Origin of the sequence: Companilactobacillus furfuricola, assembly GCF_003946325.1 — a bacterium.
Taxonomy (GTDB): Bacteria; Bacillota; Bacilli; order Lactobacillales; family Lactobacillaceae; genus Companilactobacillus; species Companilactobacillus furfuricola.
Map to the genome: position 1 here is coordinate 1 of NZ_RHNT01000044.1, position 18,194 is coordinate 18,194.

The 18,194-nt window shown below is 37.5% G+C and carries 18 protein-coding genes and 5 pseudogenes; 10 read left to right on the forward strand and 13 right to left on the reverse strand.

Translation table 11 applies throughout. The annotated features are described in order from the left end of the window. Positions 1-313 precede the first annotated feature (313 nt). Both EKM78_RS09775 and EKM78_RS09780 read left to right on the forward strand, forming a co-directional pair. The gene (locus EKM78_RS09775; RefSeq protein ID WP_425453543.1) at positions 314-523 is read left to right on the forward strand and encodes a hypothetical protein; all 210 of its coding nucleotides are present in this window, start codon (positions 314-316) and stop codon (positions 521-523) included. A gap of 19 nt (positions 524-542) precedes the next feature. After that, a complete protein-coding gene (locus EKM78_RS09780; protein ID WP_125771785.1) occupies positions 543-821 on the forward strand; it encodes a hypothetical protein in 279 nt (92 codons plus the stop codon). Here the strand turns inward: EKM78_RS09780 and EKM78_RS09785 are convergent. The 4 genes and pseudogenes from EKM78_RS09785 to EKM78_RS09800 form a co-directional block, all read right to left on the reverse strand. Then, a complete protein-coding gene (locus EKM78_RS09785; protein WP_125771787.1) occupies positions 811-1,491 on the reverse strand; it encodes an ATPase in 681 nt (226 codons plus the stop codon). The genes EKM78_RS09780 and EKM78_RS09785 overlap by 11 nt on opposite strands. Continuing rightward, positions 1,488-1,673, reverse strand: coding sequence for a hypothetical protein (locus EKM78_RS09790; RefSeq protein WP_125771789.1), 186 nt, complete (start codon positions 1,671-1,673; stop codon positions 1,488-1,490). Before EKM78_RS09790 ends, EKM78_RS09785 begins: the two co-directional genes overlap by 4 nt. 46 nt (positions 1,674-1,719) lie before the next feature. After that, a complete protein-coding gene (locus tag EKM78_RS09795; RefSeq protein WP_125771791.1) occupies positions 1,720-2,001 on the reverse strand; it encodes a type II toxin-antitoxin system RelB/DinJ family antitoxin in 282 nt (93 codons plus the stop codon). A 219-nt stretch (positions 2,002-2,220) separates the two neighbouring features. Beyond that, positions 2,221-2,721: pseudogene (locus EKM78_RS09800) on the reverse strand (replication initiator protein A); the annotation flags it as partial. A 166-nt stretch (positions 2,722-2,887) separates the two neighbouring features. Here EKM78_RS09800 and EKM78_RS09805 point away from each other — a divergent pair. Beyond that, a complete protein-coding gene (locus EKM78_RS09805; protein WP_484027633.1) occupies positions 2,888-3,271 on the forward strand; it encodes a hypothetical protein in 384 nt (127 codons plus the stop codon). A gap of 115 nt (positions 3,272-3,386) precedes the next feature. Continuing rightward, complete coding sequence (locus EKM78_RS09810; protein WP_125771795.1) at positions 3,387-4,076, forward strand: hypothetical protein; 690 nt, start codon at positions 3,387-3,389, stop codon at positions 4,074-4,076. Positions 4,077-4,141: 65 nt separating this feature from the next. Here EKM78_RS09810 and EKM78_RS09815 read toward each other — a convergent pair whose 3' ends face one another. The 3 genes from EKM78_RS09815 to EKM78_RS09825 all read right to left on the reverse strand — a co-directional run bounded on the left by EKM78_RS09815 (position 4,142) and on the right by EKM78_RS09825 (position 5,758). Continuing rightward, a complete protein-coding gene (locus EKM78_RS09815) occupies positions 4,142-4,381 on the reverse strand; it encodes a GH32 C-terminal domain-containing protein (protein WP_125771797.1) in 240 nt (79 codons plus the stop codon). A 229-nt stretch (positions 4,382-4,610) separates the two neighbouring features. After that, a complete protein-coding gene (locus EKM78_RS09820) occupies positions 4,611-4,943 on the reverse strand; it encodes a DUF5388 domain-containing protein (protein ID WP_057814724.1) in 333 nt (110 codons plus the stop codon). Positions 4,944-4,945: 2 nt separating this feature from the next. Further along, positions 4,946-5,758, reverse strand: a complete 813-nt coding sequence (locus EKM78_RS09825) for a ParA family protein (RefSeq protein WP_125771799.1) — start codon at positions 5,756-5,758, stop codon at positions 4,946-4,948. A gap of 595 nt (positions 5,759-6,353) precedes the next feature. On the opposite strand from EKM78_RS09825, the gene EKM78_RS09830 reads away from it, so the two are divergent. After that, a complete protein-coding gene (locus EKM78_RS09830) occupies positions 6,354-7,310 on the forward strand; it encodes a winged helix-turn-helix domain-containing protein (RefSeq protein ID WP_125771801.1) in 957 nt (318 codons plus the stop codon). Between the two features lie 476 nt (positions 7,311-7,786). Here EKM78_RS09830 and EKM78_RS09835 read toward each other — a convergent pair whose 3' ends face one another. From EKM78_RS09835 to EKM78_RS13140, 5 genes and pseudogenes are all read right to left on the reverse strand, one after another. Continuing rightward, complete coding sequence (locus EKM78_RS09835) at positions 7,787-8,065, reverse strand: hypothetical protein (RefSeq protein ID WP_125771803.1); 279 nt, start codon at positions 8,063-8,065, stop codon at positions 7,787-7,789. A 21-nt stretch (positions 8,066-8,086) separates the two neighbouring features. Continuing rightward, positions 8,087-8,821 (reverse strand): Fe-S cluster assembly ATPase SufC, encoded by a 735-nt coding sequence (sufC, locus tag EKM78_RS09840; RefSeq protein WP_020090226.1) that lies wholly within the window; start codon positions 8,819-8,821, stop codon positions 8,087-8,089. 16 nt (positions 8,822-8,837) lie between these two features. Then, positions 8,838-9,425, reverse strand: coding sequence for an anaerobic ribonucleoside-triphosphate reductase activating protein (nrdG, locus tag EKM78_RS09845; protein ID WP_125771805.1), 588 nt, complete (start codon positions 9,423-9,425; stop codon positions 8,838-8,840). Then, the gene (gene nrdD / locus EKM78_RS09850; protein WP_125771807.1) at positions 9,412-11,589 is read right to left on the reverse strand and encodes an anaerobic ribonucleoside-triphosphate reductase; all 2,178 of its coding nucleotides are present in this window, start codon (positions 11,587-11,589) and stop codon (positions 9,412-9,414) included. The genes nrdG and nrdD overlap by 14 nt, the downstream gene beginning before the upstream one ends. Before the next feature lie 597 nt (positions 11,590-12,186). Beyond that, a pseudogene (locus tag EKM78_RS13140) lies at positions 12,187-12,878 on the reverse strand (IS3 family transposase); the annotation flags it as partial. Between the two features lie 58 nt (positions 12,879-12,936). On the opposite strand from EKM78_RS13140, the pseudogene EKM78_RS09865 reads away from it, so the two are divergent. The 3 pseudogenes from EKM78_RS09865 to EKM78_RS09875 form a co-directional block, all read left to right on the forward strand. Further along, positions 12,937-13,080, forward strand: a pseudogene (locus tag EKM78_RS09865) (IS30 family transposase); the annotation flags it as partial. A 133-nt stretch (positions 13,081-13,213) separates the two neighbouring features. Beyond that, positions 13,214-13,351, forward strand: a pseudogene (locus tag EKM78_RS13145) (ISL3 family transposase); the annotation flags it as partial. A gap of 202 nt (positions 13,352-13,553) precedes the next feature. After that, positions 13,554-13,676: pseudogene (locus EKM78_RS09875) on the forward strand (IS5/IS1182 family transposase); the annotation flags it as partial. A gap of 80 nt (positions 13,677-13,756) precedes the next feature. Here EKM78_RS09875 and EKM78_RS09880 read toward each other — a convergent pair. Beyond that, on the reverse strand, positions 13,757-15,286 hold the full coding sequence (locus EKM78_RS09880; protein ID WP_125771811.1) for a primase C-terminal domain-containing protein: 1,530 nt from the start codon (positions 15,284-15,286) through the stop codon (positions 13,757-13,759). A gap of 612 nt (positions 15,287-15,898) precedes the next feature. On the opposite strand from EKM78_RS09880, the gene EKM78_RS09885 reads away from it, so the two are divergent. After that, positions 15,899-16,783 carry a ParA family protein gene (locus EKM78_RS09885; protein ID WP_125771813.1) on the forward strand — a complete coding sequence of 295 codons (885 nt, stop codon included), beginning with the start codon at positions 15,899-15,901 and terminating at the stop codon, positions 16,781-16,783. Then, positions 16,780-17,193 (forward strand): hypothetical protein, encoded by a 414-nt coding sequence (locus EKM78_RS09890; RefSeq protein WP_125771815.1) that lies wholly within the window; start codon positions 16,780-16,782, stop codon positions 17,191-17,193. Before EKM78_RS09885 ends, EKM78_RS09890 begins: the two co-directional genes overlap by 4 nt. Positions 17,194-18,194 lie beyond the last annotated feature (1,001 nt).

Genomic DNA, 18,194 nt, shown 5'->3' on the forward strand with positions numbered 1-18,194 from the left:
TTCCAGCACTAATATTACTAAAGCTCATGTGAAAAATTGCCATGTCGGTCACCACCTTTCTTTGGGTTTATGGGTTTGCTTTTGTTGTCGCCAACGGCGACTTCTGATACAAGGGTTTAGCACAATAACACAACCAACTTTAGTTGTTGTGTGTAAGTGCGCATTGACCTCGTTTCACTCGATCTGCTGATTCTCCTGAATTTATTTTTAGTGTATGCCTTCCGCTTCGCTATTTCAACTCTTATACTTTGACTTAGTGTTTTCCTTATGATATAGTGTCGGTGATTATTTTAAGATGATTGGAGGGATAATTGTGACTCAAAGTAACTTAGAAAAACAAGAAGCTAAATTAAAACAGCTTAATCAAAAGATTAAAGCTGAAAAAAGCAAAATTGAACAAAGCCTTGGTAAGGAAATCATCAAATCATCTAATTTGAATTATGCAACACTGACCACTCCACAAATTAAAATTATTGCTAAAAAAATTGCCGCCTTTTTAAATCAAGATCAAAATAACCAATAATAGTTAGGTGGTAATGACTATGCCTAATCAATATGAAAAACTAGTTGAACAACAAGCGCGTTTAAAACAAAAAATTGAGCGGGAAGATTTTAAATTACGGCAATCTAAATATTATGAAATTCGGCAAGACCGCAAAGCTCGTTCTCGCCGATTAATTCAAAAAGGAGCTTTGCTAGAAAAATACTTCCAAGCTGATAACCTTTCGATCGAACAAACCGAAGAGCTTTTAAAAACATTCGCCGATTACGTTAATGCCCATAAACCGAATAAACTCAAAAACGATCAACCTAATAACTAGGCCGATCGTTTTTATTTTCTGGATCATTTTTAGGCTTTACTTCTGGGTTTTGATCTGCAAAATTTTGTAACTGCTTTTGCACCTTTTCTGGATAAGTAATATTTTGGTTTATCCAAGGAAAATGCCTCAAATCGTTCTTAAAAACTTGTCCCTCCTCTCTTGCATAAACAGAGGTAAACTTTTCGCTATTATCATAGATCATGACCTTATCAGATTTAAAGGCCACTAATGGCATATTATGTTTGGATTGCTGATAACGTTTCTTGATCGTTGCCACTGGAACACCGTGGCCACCTTTTTGTACCCGTTCGTTGACCCTTTGGATAGCTAAATTTTCATCTCGCAAAGCAACATACAATAAAGTCACTTCAAAGCCATTTTTGTGAGCTTTGTCAATCAAATTGATTTGAGCTTTTCCTCTACCTGCCAGTGTTGTTTCTACGTGAATACTTTGCTGGTGATCTAAAGCATAGTGTAGTTGTTTAATTTCTTCTTTCATGGCTTTTAAGTTGTCACTGTCTTCATGCCAATCGCCACCCATTTGTCTTAAAATTTCATCAGCATTAATCCGTTTTGTTTTGTCAAATAAGATGGGAAATGTATCGTATAGCGTACTTTTTCCTGCTCCGTTAATACCAGCAACAATTATATATTGGGGTTTATCTATCAACGGACAAAGCCCTTTCGCTTAATAACCTCATCTTGCCTTTTATCTAAAAAGTAGGTATATAAAGCGTCATATACTTTGCGCTTTTCTGGATCTGGCTCATGTAATGACTTATCAAGTAAATCTTTTAAATCAGTTTCTTTGGCAATTTCAAAAAAGTCATTAATTGTGATTGTATCTTTCATGTTCATCACACTCCCAAGTTATTAATTTATTTAATCTGATAAGCCATTAGTCCTCATCTGGATCATTGAGCCAATCAGCGACTTCTTTAGCGTCTTTGAACTCTGTTACTGGTGTCTCTTTGGTAGCCTTTAAAAGGCTTAAATTAGCTCTTTCGGCTTTGCTCAGGGCTGGTTTAAACGGTAATGCTTCGTCAGCTACGATCCGCTTATAAAACATATTGATCGCGGTAGTTGGGTTTAGACCTAACTGGCTTAAAACGGCTTCGGTATTATCTGCCAATTCTTTGTCAATCTGGACTTGTACGCGTTTCTTTTCCTTAACTGCCATGATTTTCTCGCCCCCCTTTATTACTACTCACATTATACTAATCTTTGAGTACCATCTCAATTAGCCTGCTTCTTTAAAAGTTGTGAATTTAAGTTTGCTGTCCTTTCCGCAATGGCACTTATACAACGTTCCTAAAATGCCCGTACGCGCATTTTAAAACTCGTTTAATATAATTATGCTCTATCTGTTTAAAACGGCTTAGATGAGCTTAGATGCCGTTTAATTCCAAGAGCGCTCATTGTCAGTGTTCTGTTCTTCGGGGTGTTTGGCCGCATATTCTCTAGCCGCTTGTTTATTCCACCAAACGCCAAATAGGTTTTGCATGGTGCCGTATAAGTAGTTCTCAACATTCTTGATGTGCTTCTCATTGCTTCTCAGGGCGTTAAAGTAGCGTCTCAAGGCTTTAGTCATTAAAGGTTTCAGTTCCTCATCATCAAGTGAGATTAGGACCCCAATATCCTGATGATCTTTCTCAACTCGGTACTTAGCATTTAAGATAATGCCAATGAAGCGCCGCATTTGTTGTGGGGTACGGCACCAGAAGCTAAGTAATTGCACGGCTCCTGGTTCTAAGAAAACGGGTAAGCCACTGTCTTCATCAGTTAAGAAGTCATTAGCATGGCTCACGATATCATGGTTTTGCTTTTCTAGTTCTGCTGGTGAGAAATGAGCTGTGGAAAAGTCCAACTTTTGAGTATCTATATTGTATCTATCTTTATCTTTTTGAGAGCGTAAAATATCTTGTTTAAATGCATAAAAGATTTCTGAATTTGTCTTCTATGATCAAAGTATTCTTGGTTCAAAGGTCCTAATAGTATCTTGTTTTGAAGCTTTCTTCTACTGTTTATTCATGATACTAGAGAACATCCTTCAAGTTACCCATCATATGAAGAAATCAATGATCTATTTGGCAATTGCTTATATTCTAAAGATTGTACTTCAATTACCACTTACTCTAGCTCTAGGAGTTTATGACCCTGTCGTCGCTACAACAATTGCGTTTGTTATTATGAGTCATTTTGCTTTCAGACTTATCAATAAGCAATTTGAAATTGTTGATAAGGAAATGGGTAAGAAACTAATCCGCATCCTCATTGATGGCATTGTGATGCTTGTTGTTGTCGTTGTAGCTAACTTCTTACTAGTAAAAGTGATATCCGACGCTACTAAGGTCGGTGCCATTATCGTTATCGCCATCTGTGGAATCCTAGGAATTTTAGTTTACGGCTTCCTCAGTTATAAAGATGGTTCACTTAAGATCCTTATCTAGCTCAGTCGTAAAGTTCGGTAATATTTTTTCTACCCCTGCACTTTTAGCCATTTTGGGTATTGTCTTAACATTGATATTCCAAATTAGAGGCTATTCATGGAAAATGGTTGGTAGTATGGCAATTATTACCGTTATCGCTTTACTATTGCACGTTCAAAGTACCACTGGTGCAGCAATTCCAATCAGTGAATTAACAAAGTATCCCCATATTTTGGCACACTTTGGATTCGTCATTCCTTCATGGATTAAATTTATTACTGCTATTTTTGCCATGCTGATGTTAATGATCTTTGAAGGTGTTGGCATTTGTAAAGGGTTGCTACCTGACCAATCACAAGTTAAGCCAACCCTGCAAGCAACTGGTCTTTCAAACATTGCAGCCGCCATATTAGGATCAAGTCCTACCGTTGATGCTGCCGAAGCAGGTGCCGCTATCACTGCTGGTGGTAGAACCGGAATCACTTCTATCACGACCGGCATCCTATTTCTTGCTTCAATTATTTTGACACCGATTATAGGTTACATTCCAAGTTGCGCCACTACTTCTATTATTATTCTGACCGCTTGCTCTATGATGGGAAATATCAAAATGATTAATATGGATGATTTTACAGATTGGTTCCCCGCATTCCTGATTATTATTATGATTCCTTTCACTGGCAACATTTCAGTGGGTATGGCCTTTGGATTCATTATGTATCCCATTGCCAAATTAGTCGCTGGTAAAAGAGAAGAGATCAATCCAATCAACATTATTATTGCTTTACTATTCGCCGCATCATTATCAGTTACTGCTTTAATTTAAAAAATATCTACAATTAAAATACCTCCTAACATGCAGAAATTAATCCAGATGTTAAGAGGTATTTTTTAGAATTTAATGGCTGAATTCTCCAATTTATAAATAACGGCAGAAACATTTGTTGAATTCTTCGCAATTACATTCAAATTGGCATTATCCGCATAAAATCTTTCCGTAAATGTTCTTACTCCATCATTAACAAATATTTCTACAGAGCTAGTATCAACGTATAAATGAAGAGTCAATTTATCTTCAAGATTAATTTGAGCTTCTCTTTCTTCGTCTTCACCAGTTCTATTCAGAATTATTTTATTATGGGTCTAGAATTTTTGGTGTTGGAAAGTATTTCCATTCCAAAAGTACTAGGCCCTTTTTGATAACAAAAAAAGGCATCTAAGCCTCCCTAGTGCTATGCTTTAAGCGACGAAAAGGGGCCATTCCAAAGACGTTACTCAGTAACGTCTTTTTTTATATGTTGAAGGTTTAAGTTATCCTTCAACAAAGTGTTAAATGTTAAATATATAATGTTATTAACATTTAGTTCTTCATATTATCTTTTTCTTCCAAAATTTCAAACATCCTATCAAATCTACTCTTATCACTTTCCGGCAATCTGTCTATTTCATTCTCAACCAACTGTTTGACTAATTCTTTTTGAGATTTCGCCATACCCAGGTTCAACAGAGCCGATATTTTGTTTCTAATATGATTATCCACTCGAACATTTACTGGGAAAGTAACACCAGAGTCTGGCATGTCAACGACATCTTTTCTCTTTACTTGGTTCTCAACGACAACCTTGGTGCCACGCTCAAGCGTAGATTTCTTTGGTTTTGAAATTTTTTTGTCATCGTGTTTCAGCATCCCCATGACTATTCACCTAACCTTTCGATTATTTCTTTAGCCACACCCGTAAATGCTGCATGTACCTTTTTGTCCCAAACGTCTTTTTTATTATCGGTAATACCGGTCATATCCATACGTTTGATTCTTTCCATGATCATAATTTTATGCTGGAAAATATTATCTTTACCAAATTCAGATTCGGCTGAATTTAAAATTTCTTCATCAACTGCCGCATTACGTTTTGACAAAACAGGTAAGATACCCATGACATCAACATCAGAATTAAAATCATCAATCAATGTTTTTTGTAGATAATCAATTAACACTTCTGCACCTGACAATGATCTTTCTTGTGTTTGTAAAACGACGATGATCTGATCACAAGCATTAAATGCAGTGTCATTTGGCAACGAAATTGTTGGCGGAACATCAATAAAAATAAAGTCATAATCTTTCTTCAAAGATTCAATCTTATTTTTAAAGAAATCTAATTTATCCTGCTCAGTTTTAATATTCTTATCCAAGTATCGGTTATACATACTGAAGTCCACTGCGTTAGGAATCAATGATAAATTCTCATCGATTGAAATTGCAATATCCTTCAAGTCAAGATCATCATTCACAGCTGTCATAAGTGAAGTTTCAATTGTAATGATTTCATCATTTGTTTTGATATTTTTAGTCTTTAAAAATAAAGATGTTAAGTTAGCCTGAGGATCAAAATCAATTGCCAAAACCTTATAACCTAATTTGGCCAGGTTATAACTTGTTAAAGCTGTAGTACTTGTTTTTCCAACGCCACCCTTAAAGTTCAAAAAAGATAATACTTTTGCAGTCATAAAAGCTCCCCCAATAATTTTATACTTCAATATTAACACACCTCTGCATAAGTGTTAATAATACTTATGGTTCAATGAATAAGTAGTGTTAAATGTATTTAACATATAACATTTAACACTTTGTTCTAGGCTAAACTACCGATATTTTTATATCAATATTTTTCAAGAAAGCTATCGTATCAAAGATTCTCTCTGTTAAGCCTTTTACATAATGTTAAATACATTTCACACATAACATTTAACATTATGTTATATATATAATGTTAAATGTATGAGTTGTTGATATATCAAGGTTTTTGTTGATTTTATGCTTCACAGAATATATATTTAAGACAGAAAAAAATAGTCGCACTTTTTAAAAGTACGACTATATATATAAAAGAAAAAAGCGTTGAATCCTTAATTGTTACCAGCGATTAAGGATTCGGCAATGAGTATTCCACACATACTCACTACTTTTAACGCTCTGCTTTAATTCTTATTATAGATTGTAGGCAGAGATAAATCAATTATTTAATCGTTAAAAGACTGGTGGGGATATTTGCTCATCAGTCTTTTTTCTTTCTATGAAAAAACATGGAAGGATGACAATAATATGTCTAACGATAAAACACTACAAGAAGCGATGAAGAGGGCTAAACAAGATTTTGTTGAACCGAAGGGATACATTGCATTGATTGATTTAGGAGACAAATCTCTTAATGGAAATCCAACTCAAGTTTTCTCAGCTATTTATAATCGACTTGGCTTAAGTGTACAAAATGGAGAAGACTTCTTCGATCGTAAAGAAAATCGATACTACGTTGTATACACTTATTCCGATTTGGCAGAGTTGATCAATCAATCAACTAAAACTATCTCAAGAATCATGGACAAACTAGTTGAAGCAGGATTAATCTTCAGAAAGAAATGCTTTAACGGAACTTACAAATTATTTCCATCTTTGCCTGATGCTGTTAAAGAAAAGTTCTTAGGTCATTCCAAAAAAGACGTTGCAACAGATGCTCCTCAACAAGTAGAAAGCGCTGATACAACACCTACGGACAAAAAGTCTTCTTCGAACAAGACAAATAGTCTACTTAATTACTTGAACTTCAATCACTTGAAATTACGTTCTAATAATACTAATAATTCTAAAATTAACGAAAATATCGACAATGTCGAAATAGCTGCCGAAGAAAGCACCCTTTTATCATATGGAATGCCTCAAAACCTAATAGACACTTTGGTTAGTCTTTCTTACGGAAGTGCTAAAAAACTGACTAACTATGCTAAATTGATTATGAACGCTAAGAAGAAAGTTTATCGAGATCTGAATTATCGTAAGGAACCTCTAGCAAGACCGGCAACAATGTTTGAAACTAATGAATTTATTAAAGACCGAATCAATCGTGAAGTTTCTAGAATTATTTTGTATGTTGGTAAAAAGTATCATGATCAAGAATCAATGGATAAAGTTATGTTTACATCGTTTAAAAACTTCTTCCAAGAATGCTTTGACTTATTAAAAATGTACGGCTCTATTGAGAATCAGACAAGTCTCGTTTGTTAATTGTCTCCTACAAAGTGTTAAATATATTTAGCATATAACATTTAACACTTTGTAGGAGGATGACATAAATCTGAAAACTGATGATTACTTAATGCAAGATAAAATAAAAAGGTCGAAAAGGGAAGATTAGAAAATTTCCTTTTTTAAACACAAAGAAATCAATGTTTAAACTGGTCAAGGGTGTGGATTAGACGACCCTGTTTTGACCACAACTTTTGAGAAAAACGAGTTTATATAAACGACAATAGTTAACGAAATAAAGAGAATTGTCATGGAGACGCTAAAAAGTAAAAAGGCCAGACCAGAGAATAGATCGGCCTACATATTTAGATCTTTCCAAAATTATTTTGCTGAAGCATATTATAATCACTACGAATCTATTCAAGATAAGCCGGATAATGAGGACCTGTTGGCTTTTTGGTTAAATACTGTCAAGTTATCAGATATTAAGTTGTTGAATCATACTTCTATTTTATTTATGAGAAGGATAGAGCCTTTATAACTTTATAAAGTTGGATAAAATTTAAAATTTCCTGTGTTTGGTGGGATTGGATTGTGCAAGCATCGATACGGCTTATTTGGCCGCCCTTCGCTTTAATCTCAGCGATTGCATTCTGATTTGCGTGCCATTTCCAATCACAGGTATTTTGATCACTATGAAAGTCAAAGTCTTCCGGTGTATAATGAATACCTAAATATTTTGGAAAATGTGGATGTTGAAATTCAGCGGTTTTGAGTACTTTTTTGATTGACACCAGTTTTTTTACTCCCTCACCTTATATCAGCTTTTCATAACCGGTATTTTCAAGGTCCATTGCTAACTTCGGACCACCAGTTTTAACAATTCGACCATTCATCATAATGTGGACAACGTCGGGAACAACGTAATTTAACAATCGTTGATAGTGAGTAACCATCAAACAACTAAACTTCCGATCACGCATCGAATTAATTCCTTTAGCAACCACCTTGAGAGCATCGATGTCAAGCCCCGAATCAATTTCATCCAAAATAGCCAGTGTTGGTTTCAACATCATAAGCTGAAGAATCTCGTTACGTTTTTTCTCACCGCCGGAAAAGTCTTTATTGAGGCCACGGTCAGTGTATGCTGGATCAATATTAAGAATCTCCATATTCTGATGTAATTGATCTAGAAACTGTAATACCGGTACATTCTGGTTACCAGTACGTGCATTCATTGCTGAGTGGATAAAGTCTGCATTGGTAATCCCCGCTACTTCAACAGGGTATTGCATAGCCAAAAAGATCCCCGCACGAGCGCGTTCATCAATTTTCATCTTTGCAATATTCCGACCATCCATCAAAATTTTTCCGTCGGTAATCTTGTACCGGGGGTTGCCCATAATCGTTTCTGACAGAGTGGACTTTCCAGTTCCATTGGGACCCATCAGCGCATGAATTTCACCATCGTGAATATTCAGGTTAACGTCATCTAGAATCATTTTATCTTGAACTGCCACAGATAAATGTCTAATTACTAATTCAGCCACTTATATTTCCTCCAAATCATCTTATGAGTTTGTCCCATATAATTACTTTATTTGCAGCCAAAGATTTAGGAACATCGATAATCCGCTGATTGGAACTCCCCCTAAACTGAAGGGTCAGATCTTTTTGGGTTTCAAGAAAACGCCCATCCACCAAAATGTCGATCAACCTAAGCAGTTCAAGTTTGTCATATGATTCTTGCATCAATTCATCCCATGTATAACCCGTCCATGACCAGATGTCCTTAGTCTGACCAAATTCTTGTCGAACCCTGCGACATAATTTTAAACAAACCTGCGTATTTAAAAATGGTTCGCCCCCAAGCAAAGTCAATCCCTGGACATAGATTTCAGACATATCTGCAATGATCTGATCCTCTAGTTTTTTAGAATAAGGTTTACCATAATGAAAATTTTGAGCAGCCTTGTTATAACACCCTGGACAATTGAAAAGGCAACCAGAAACATAGAGACTGCAGCGAACGCCTTCACCGTCCACCATATTAAAAGGCTTGTAACTTGCCACATAGTACTGACTGCGCTCAGAAGCTAACCACTGTTTTGGCAGTGGATTATTCGGTTCCCGAACCTGATTATTTCTTGTCATTTGACATTTCTCCCAGTCTCATATTCTTAACCCGTGAAGCAATTTCCTTATGACGACCATGAACCATAGGCCGAATCATGGGATTCCCCAGGTAACCACAGGTTCGCTTAACCACGTCACAGGTTTGGGGATCCCGATTACCACAATTGGGACACTCAAAGCCTTTGGCTGTTGGTTTAAAATCTCCGTCGAAGCCACACTTAAAGCAGTGGTCAATTGATGCATTGGTTCCCAAATACCCCACATGGTTATATGCCCAATCCCACACCGCTTCAAGAGCAGCCGGATTTTGTTTTAGGTTTGGGTATTCACAATAGTGAATAAACCCACCGGAAGCGTATTTAGGATATGCTTCTTCAAACGCTAATTTTTCAAATGGCATCGGATTCTTGCGCACATCATAATGAAAACTATTGGTATAATAGCCCTTCGATGTAATATCAGGAATCCGGCCGAATCTTTTAATGTCGTCTTCACAAAAAGTATCCGTTAACGACTCAGCGGGTGTCGAATAGACACTGAAATGATAGCCATATTGTTTTTCCCACTTTGCACAATAGTCGTGGAGATATTTTACAATTAAAACTGTGAAGTCGTGTGCCTCACGATTATGTTCCCATCGTGGGCCATAAAATTCCGTACCAACTTCGTAGAGGCCAATATAGCCTAAAGAAATTGTTGACCGATTGTTCTTGAACAACTCGTCGACTGAGTCCGTTTTCTTCAAACGTTTTCCAAATGCACCATTTTCGTATAAAATGGGTGCATTTTCGGGCTTTGCCTGCTTACATCGGTTCAATCGACTCATTAATGCCCGTTTCGCCAGGTGAATCCGATCATCCATAATTTCCCAGAAAACAGCCTTATCGCCTTTAGACTCAATGGCAATTCTCGGTAGGTTGATTGTGATCACCCCTAAATTCATCCGACCACTGTTAACCTCTTTTCCATTCTCATCTTTCCATCCCTGCAAGAAGCTACGACACCCCATTGGACATTTAAAGTTGCCAGTTATTTCGACGATTTTGTCATACATCAAAATGTCAGGGTACATCCTCTTAGTTGCACACTCGACGGCCAGCTCCTTAACATCATAATTTGTATCTGTTTTCTTCAAGTTTAATCCACGTTTAAGTGTAAAAATTAATTTGGGAAAAATAGCTGTTCGGTGTTGTTTACCCAACCCTTTAATTCGAACGTTCAGGATTGCCTTCTGAATTTCTTTTTCAATCCAAGAAGTTCCCAGCCCAAAACCGACTGTCGTAAACGGTGTTTGCCCGTTAGAAGAAAACAGCGTGTTGACTTCATATTCGAGCCCCTGCATAGCATCATAAATGTCTTTTTTTGTTTTTTCCTTTGCAAAAGCGATCCGTTTATCGGGTGTCACCCAATCTTTAGCCTCCGCAAGATGCTTTCGGTAGTTAAGAGCTGCATATGGGGCCAATACTTCATCAGTGCGATCAGATGAACAGCCACCATACTGACTTGAAGCCACATTCGCAATAATCTGTGACATCTGGGCGGTTGCTGTCTGAATCGACTTAGGAGGTTCAACATCAGCATTTCCAATCTTGAACCCATTTGCAAGCATGTTTTTAAAGTCAATCAAACAACAATTTGTCATTGATGTTAACGGAGAATAGTCCAAATCATGATAATGAATATCTCCACGTAGATGTGCTTTGGCAACAGTTTGAGGCATCATTGTCAGTCCAAGTGATTTGCCGACCATCCCAGCGGTTAAATCTCGGCGAGTACTAAAAATCTTACTATCTTTATTAGCATTTTCGTGAACAACGGTCTCTTTTCCGTTAAAGAGTTGCCCCAGCTTTTTCTGGGGATTAATAGCTTCCAACCAATTCTTAACATCAGTAGCGCGATATTCATCATATTGATTGGCAAGCTTGGCCTCTCCAATCGAGATAAGCGTACCTGTAAACCATTTGCGAATTTCGAGAGAGGAAATGGTTTTGGGGGATTGGGTAACTCGTGAAAAGATACGGGCACGTACCTGGTCCTTAATATCATCCCTATTCGTTAATGCATCAAGAACTAGGGTAATTTTATAAGCATAAAACGGCACTATTTCACCATCGCTTTTCTTAACCCTTTTCTCCTTAAGTGCTCTCCATTTAATTGTTTGAACTGATTTTATATAATCCATTTGATTGATCCTTCCTGTATTTTCTTAAATGATTAGATTACCAATGTTTAGTAATTGGATCACCATATGTAAGCCAAAATGTTATAACTTAAGCATGGGTAATCGGTTGTCATGAAACGCTACGTTCCACGGATTATATTCCATATGGAAAAATCTTGATCTCCAGGTAAAACAAGACCAGATATCTTTAGTACTTAATTATTAGTTGCTGTAGTTTTCCATGAATTGCTGCTTATTGCTTATTTATGCCAGCTCCGATTAATATACTACCAATAAATTCTAACCGGGCTTCAGGAAAAAGTAAACTCCAATATGCACAATATGTAGTAGCACTATCATGAACATGTTCTATATATTGATAAGACTCTCATAACAAATAGGATCACTAATGAATTTGGTAGATTGTAAAATAATCACTGGTGCTGCTTTGCAATAGTGAATTTGTGTGTTTAGGAGTATGCCAAAAAAGCCGAGAAAAGATTATTTTTTTCTCAGCCCAACTTATAAGGGCTTGGTCGCTACGCGACTGACGAAATACGTTCTTGATTGTACCAGCGTATATAGCGATCAATACCAGCAATGGCTTCATGAACGTTAAAGCGGAATGTAAGTAATATCAGTTACAAGTACCCTTGTCTGATAAGCTAAGTCTCTAATTAGATTGGGCCGTTGAGGATACTCGGTATGGGTTTTCGGCTTACGGATCTTTCTGACCATCCACGATCGTATCTCTAATTCTTTCATCAAGCGGTAGACCAGCCATTGACTGACTTTTAAACCAAGTATTTGGTAGAGCGCTACAGTTAATCTAGGATAACCATACATGGGATATTTTAGCCAAAGTGACAGTAACTGTTGTTTGATGAATTGACGTCGGCAGGCAGTTTTACTGGGTTACCAATGATGATAACTGTAATAGGTGGAACGGGGAATCTTTAGCGTCCTCAAAATATGAGTAATGCGGTGCTTCGCTTGAAAATTAGCCTGGACAATTTCTAAAACAACTGATCGTCCTTTAACCATTAGTTTTTTGCCAACAGCACCGCCGCTCGTTTTAAAATATCAAGTTTCTCCTTAAGCCGGCGGTTTTCCTTGATTAGGGCTCGTTCATTGTCCAAAAGGACTTTGGCGTTACTGGGATTAGCCTGATTGATCCACTTAGTTACCGTGGAAACGCTGACGTTATATTCCTTAGATAAGGAGTTGGCCGAGCGGCCAGTTTTGTGTAGTGACACAATAGATGATTCAAATTCAGCTGAGTATCGATGGTTAGAAGATTTAGTGGGCATAACAAAAGACTCCTTTGAGATAATTATAGCGAACAAGTTGTCCGTAATTACATCATAAGAGCCAGATACGGTTGTTGGCCCCCGTGGACATAGTAAGGCAGTTTTATTAACTTTAATCGATCGCAAATCACGTTTCTTTTGGGCCTACCGATTAAAAAAACGGACAGCATCACTCGTCAATGAAGTACTGACTAAGTTTTTGGTAGATTGTAAATGTTGGAAAGTATTTCCATTCCAAAAGTACTAGGCCCTTTTTGATAACAAAAAAAGGCATCTAAGCCTCCCTAGTGCTATGCTTTAAGCGACGAAACTCAAGATAAGCGGGGTAGGAATAGATGTCTCAACTAGATAATACACTTAAATTACTGGAAATTACATACACAAACATTCAGGTGTTCGGTACTCGTGAGGAATTTCATGGTCGGGGCTCGGGTCGCAAAAAGTATTTGATCATCCAGGCAGAGCTTACCTACTAGGTAGACCAGTGGAGGCACATTCCATTGTTTAAGAAAATTAGCTACAGCATCTTGGATGCTGTTTTCATTACTTGCTCTGTTTATGTTCAAAGATTGATAATTTAGGTTCCAGCGAGGCGTACAAATTAATAGTGGACCACATTTGATGCCTGGTAAATATGGGTACTGATTCGCGTTATTTAGCAAATTTGGAATAAAAATTGAACGCTCATTTAGCTGGTTGGATAAGTGTCACCGTTGGAAAAACTGCGAACGTCACCTAAATACTAGTCTGCAAATGATTGCTTTAGCGTTTATCTCATTGCTTCTAAAAAGATACTAGACAGCTTCTAAGCCTAGACACCCAACAAGAGGAGCACCCTATCCTAGATATCTACCTACGGCAATTGATAGCAGCACTTTTTACCCCCACCTGCGCTTCCTTTCAAACTCCCATGGCGGCTCTAAGCCTCCCGCCAAATCATGTTCATGTAATCTCGCTAACGTATCGATAACGGCCTCATAACCACTAACAGCTACTGTAGGAACTAGTGGTTTTAAGTACCTTGTCCACACCTGACTTTGAGTCCGACGCTTCGCCATAGCCGACTTAAATAACATGGTTACCGTCGTCAGCAAAGCCGGTTGGTTACCACGTTGAACTTTTTTCACTTGATATGCTGCTTGTAATTGTTTCATAACTCGATTCAAACTGGCGGGAGAAATTCCTAACTCTGCTTGAATCTGACGCGTTGATATAGCGACGGCCGTGGTAGACTTTCCTACTCGATTAATCAATGCTAACACATCTTGACGCCATTCGTGGGCATGACTGTATTGTCGTTCGGCACGTGGCTTAGCAAATTTATACCAACCAATCCCTGCAACAACTTTACCTGAAAAATTAGGCACCCATTGAGCCAACAATCCCTGTACATAACTCAGTGCTGCCCCTCGATAGTCACCTGAATAAGCGTCTCTGACGCACTGTACAACTTCACGATCGACCAATGGCTTATGTAAATTTGAATTAAACACGTCAAGAACGTCTCTCGCACGCTGCTGAGAAACTTTAGATTGGTACATCGCTAAAGCTAGTGTCATAACGGTGTTATGACGGGCTAAACCACGCCCCGGCTTAACTGTTGTCACTTTCAATAACGCTTTAAACCAGGTCTGGTCAACCTGACGACCCTCATCAGAAGACAATGAAATCACCTTACCTCCAGGTTGATCTGTGACGGGAACTTGGGCAGCATAATATTGTGACCACTTCATCAGAGCGCTCACCTGGATCAACATATTAGCATCAAAAAAAATCAGATTATCCTGACGCGGAATTCGGAAAATTCCAAAATTATTGCAGCCTACATCAACCCCAGCCACCCGTTTTTGAATCCATTGCCGCACAAAACTAGACATTTTCTGGGCTGCTTTTAAGACTGGAAACTGGCCGCGTTTCTTCCGCAAAAACATGGGTTGATCAAAAACGTAGTAGACATGGAACCCTTTAGACGTTCGCAAAATCATCGTGGGAATAAATAAATCGGCAACCGTGACCGCACTCAACACTTCCTGCTCCCGGGCATCGCGTTCCGCCGCGTCAGAAAAATCAATATCAACGACCAGGCTATTAATTTGCGCGAGGTTATTTTCCCGGTGGCCCCGAACACTCGCCCGATTTTGCGTATAGCCAAGCCAGTTGAAAGTATTGGGTGTCCAGTGAGTCATACGATCAGCGATGGCATCAAGTGCCTCAAAAGAGGTGACCACAACACCATGTGCTTTTTGCATCGAATCCTTACTGCTGAAGAGCGCAATGGCCCCTTTCTTTGTAGAGGTTTCCTTGGCTTGTCCAGCAATATTAGAGCGACTATTCTTAACTTTATATGTATATAATGAATCGTGTAATACCAGTCTTTGTGCGTCTTGAATTGTCTTCAAATCATACATGGCCCGTCACCTCCCTTCAAAATAAACACCTAAATTAGCTTAATAGAAAATACATAGAAAACGAAAAAGCGCAGACAAAAAAGCAACTCAGCGTTATGCCAAGTTGCTTAGGTTAGGAATAGTCCGACTACTCCCGAATAAACTTCTAAATTTTAAAAATTACCGCCTTCGGATCTAATTAAAAAGATCCAGTGAATTTGCGCAGAAGTCGCTCACCACACGTGTCCCCTTAGTCTTTACCCGGCAGCTTGTCCCCTACCGTTTTGAAATCACACCATTCTCGACATCTCACCATTTTGCTGGTATAATCTTCATAGTTGAAAAAGATTTTTTTCGAGTGCTGACCAATTCCCGTTGGTTGGCGCTTTTCTTATTTATAAGAGAAGTGTACCTCATTATCTCTTCAAAATAAAGAGGTTTCTTTTTTTATATTTATAAATTCATACATACATAAAATTATAAATAAATGAATTCATGTATGTATGATTGAACTAATTGCCTTTGTAAAGCAGTTATTGTCAATAGCAATAGGAACCTTGACACAAACAACAATTCAAGTTATACTTATTTCGTTATATATTCATACATTTATGAAAGTGTGGTGCTTAGAAATTGAAAAAAATAAATTTAAAAAGACCCCTCACAATTACTGTTGCAAATCAAAAAGGTGGCGCCGGTAAGAGCACAATCACTCGTTACTTAGCCTACAGCCTGTCTCTCCACGGCTATCATGTGCTAGTCGTAGATGAAGATCCACAATCCAATACTACAAAATCATTCGTAGTAACAAAAGAACATAACGAACCAGATTCAGTTTTTGTCTTAGACAAAACAATGATGGCCGGAATCCGAGACCATGATCTAACTGATTTAGTCGTCAACATACTCCCAAATTTAGATCTTATTCCGGCCCATTATGATTTAAAGAATCTAACAAATTATCTTAGCAAACAGTATGGTGTCGCCGAAGAAGGGGACGCCAATTACCACAAAGTTAAATCGAAAAAGCTCTTCTTTTTAAGAGAATTACTTGAACCTCTCAAAAGCCGTGGAACCTATGACTTCATTTTCATGGACACACCACCAACCTCTTCTGATTATACTGACTCCGCTGTAGGAGCGAGTGATTACGTCCTTGTCGCCTTTCAAACTCAATCAGATTCTCTGGACGGGGCCCACAACTTCATTTTCAATCCAGACGAGCTACCAGAGAAGGTAAACGAGTTCGGCGTGCCAACTGATGTACTCGGTATTCTACCGAATCAAATGCAGCGATCCGGAAGTATTGACGAAACTGTAATGCAAGATGCCGTGAACTTCTTTGGAAAAGAAAATATGTTTAAGACAATTGTTCCTTACAAGCGCCGTCTACAATCCGCACCACGAAACGGTCTACGAAATGATAGTTACTGGGACAAAGATATTTTTACTTCATTCTTAGATAATCTGACGAATGAATTCATTGAACGCGTGAACTTAATGGAGAGTGACAAATGATGACTGAATCAAGACAAAAAAAACCCGGTTTTTTCACAAAAGATAATTCTGAAAAAGATACATTAAAAAAAGGATCAGGATTACTCGATAAGTCATACAAATCTGATCCGCAGCCAAAAACCCTATATCGACCTGAACCAACTATAGAAACCAATAATAGCTCTAGGTCCACTCAAGGATTCGGTAATAAGAGTGAACGAAAATCTTTAGTTTTGCCGGCTGAACAATATTATCAGTTTATGGCACTACTTGATCAATCAGCATTTAGTTACACCTATGAGTTACTTGGAGATCAAATGCAGCCACAAATTGATAAAATGAGTCAGGTCGAACGACAGATGTTTGATATGAAGGTAGCCCAACTACGTGAGAAAGATGAAAATAAGAAAAGAACTCGAAAAAAATCATAAGTTTATACAAGTATGAATTTATAATTGTATAACTAGATTTGATACCACTAGTTACTATCTTCACTATGCTTCTTGATTACGAGCGTCATAGACTCTGTATCCCGTGTTGTAACATTCATATTTGTATACTTTCATAAATTCATATTTACATACAAGTATGAATTTTCAAAAGTCAGTCGTTAAAAATTACGTCTCTTCAATCTTCACACTTTAACATCAATAACGCTTACTCGAACAATAGCATCATTGATAGCTACCAGGCTATCAATGATGCTATTGTTCGTCATATTCAAATTGCTGTAGATCAACACCACCTTAATTACTCGAAGCTTGCAGCGTCTTGGAAAAGAGAGAACCCACTATAAAAAGCGAAAGTGTTCTCAGAATGCGCCTATTTAACATCTAATTTAAAAATGTGCTCTTCTACTTGTTGAAAAGTATGCTGAAATTACGTGAGGCGCTGCAATTAATGCGTAATAGATTAAAAAATCTACACTGCTATCTTTAATTATCAATATAATAAGTAACATCGCAGTAGATAAGACGACAAGTGTGGTACGTAACCACGGTACTGTTGTCACATGATTGTTTTCTTTGAAACACGGATTCCTACGCTCAAAAAGTTTTAATAGCGTACTAAAAATTATTAAAACGATGGCCGCATAAATCATTATTATTGCCAGTTAGATACATATTATATGTACGAAGGCATTTCATTTACACAAGATTCTTGACGCTACCAACCAGACATAGCCTGTATTAATCTTTTATTTAAAATCTGAGTCGCTGATTCGTCGCACCCACCCGAAGCTCTCTTAAATAGAAAATCGATTTTGATCTTGTTTCTCAACTTAATTGTTTTAATTTAGTTTTCCTTGAGTCGATAAAATTTATTATACACGTCAATCTAATTAAATCAGCCTTTTTTATAATCTTTTTTAATTATATTCACATTCGTGATTTCGATAAAAAAACCTTTAAGACGTCAACTTTGTCTTAAA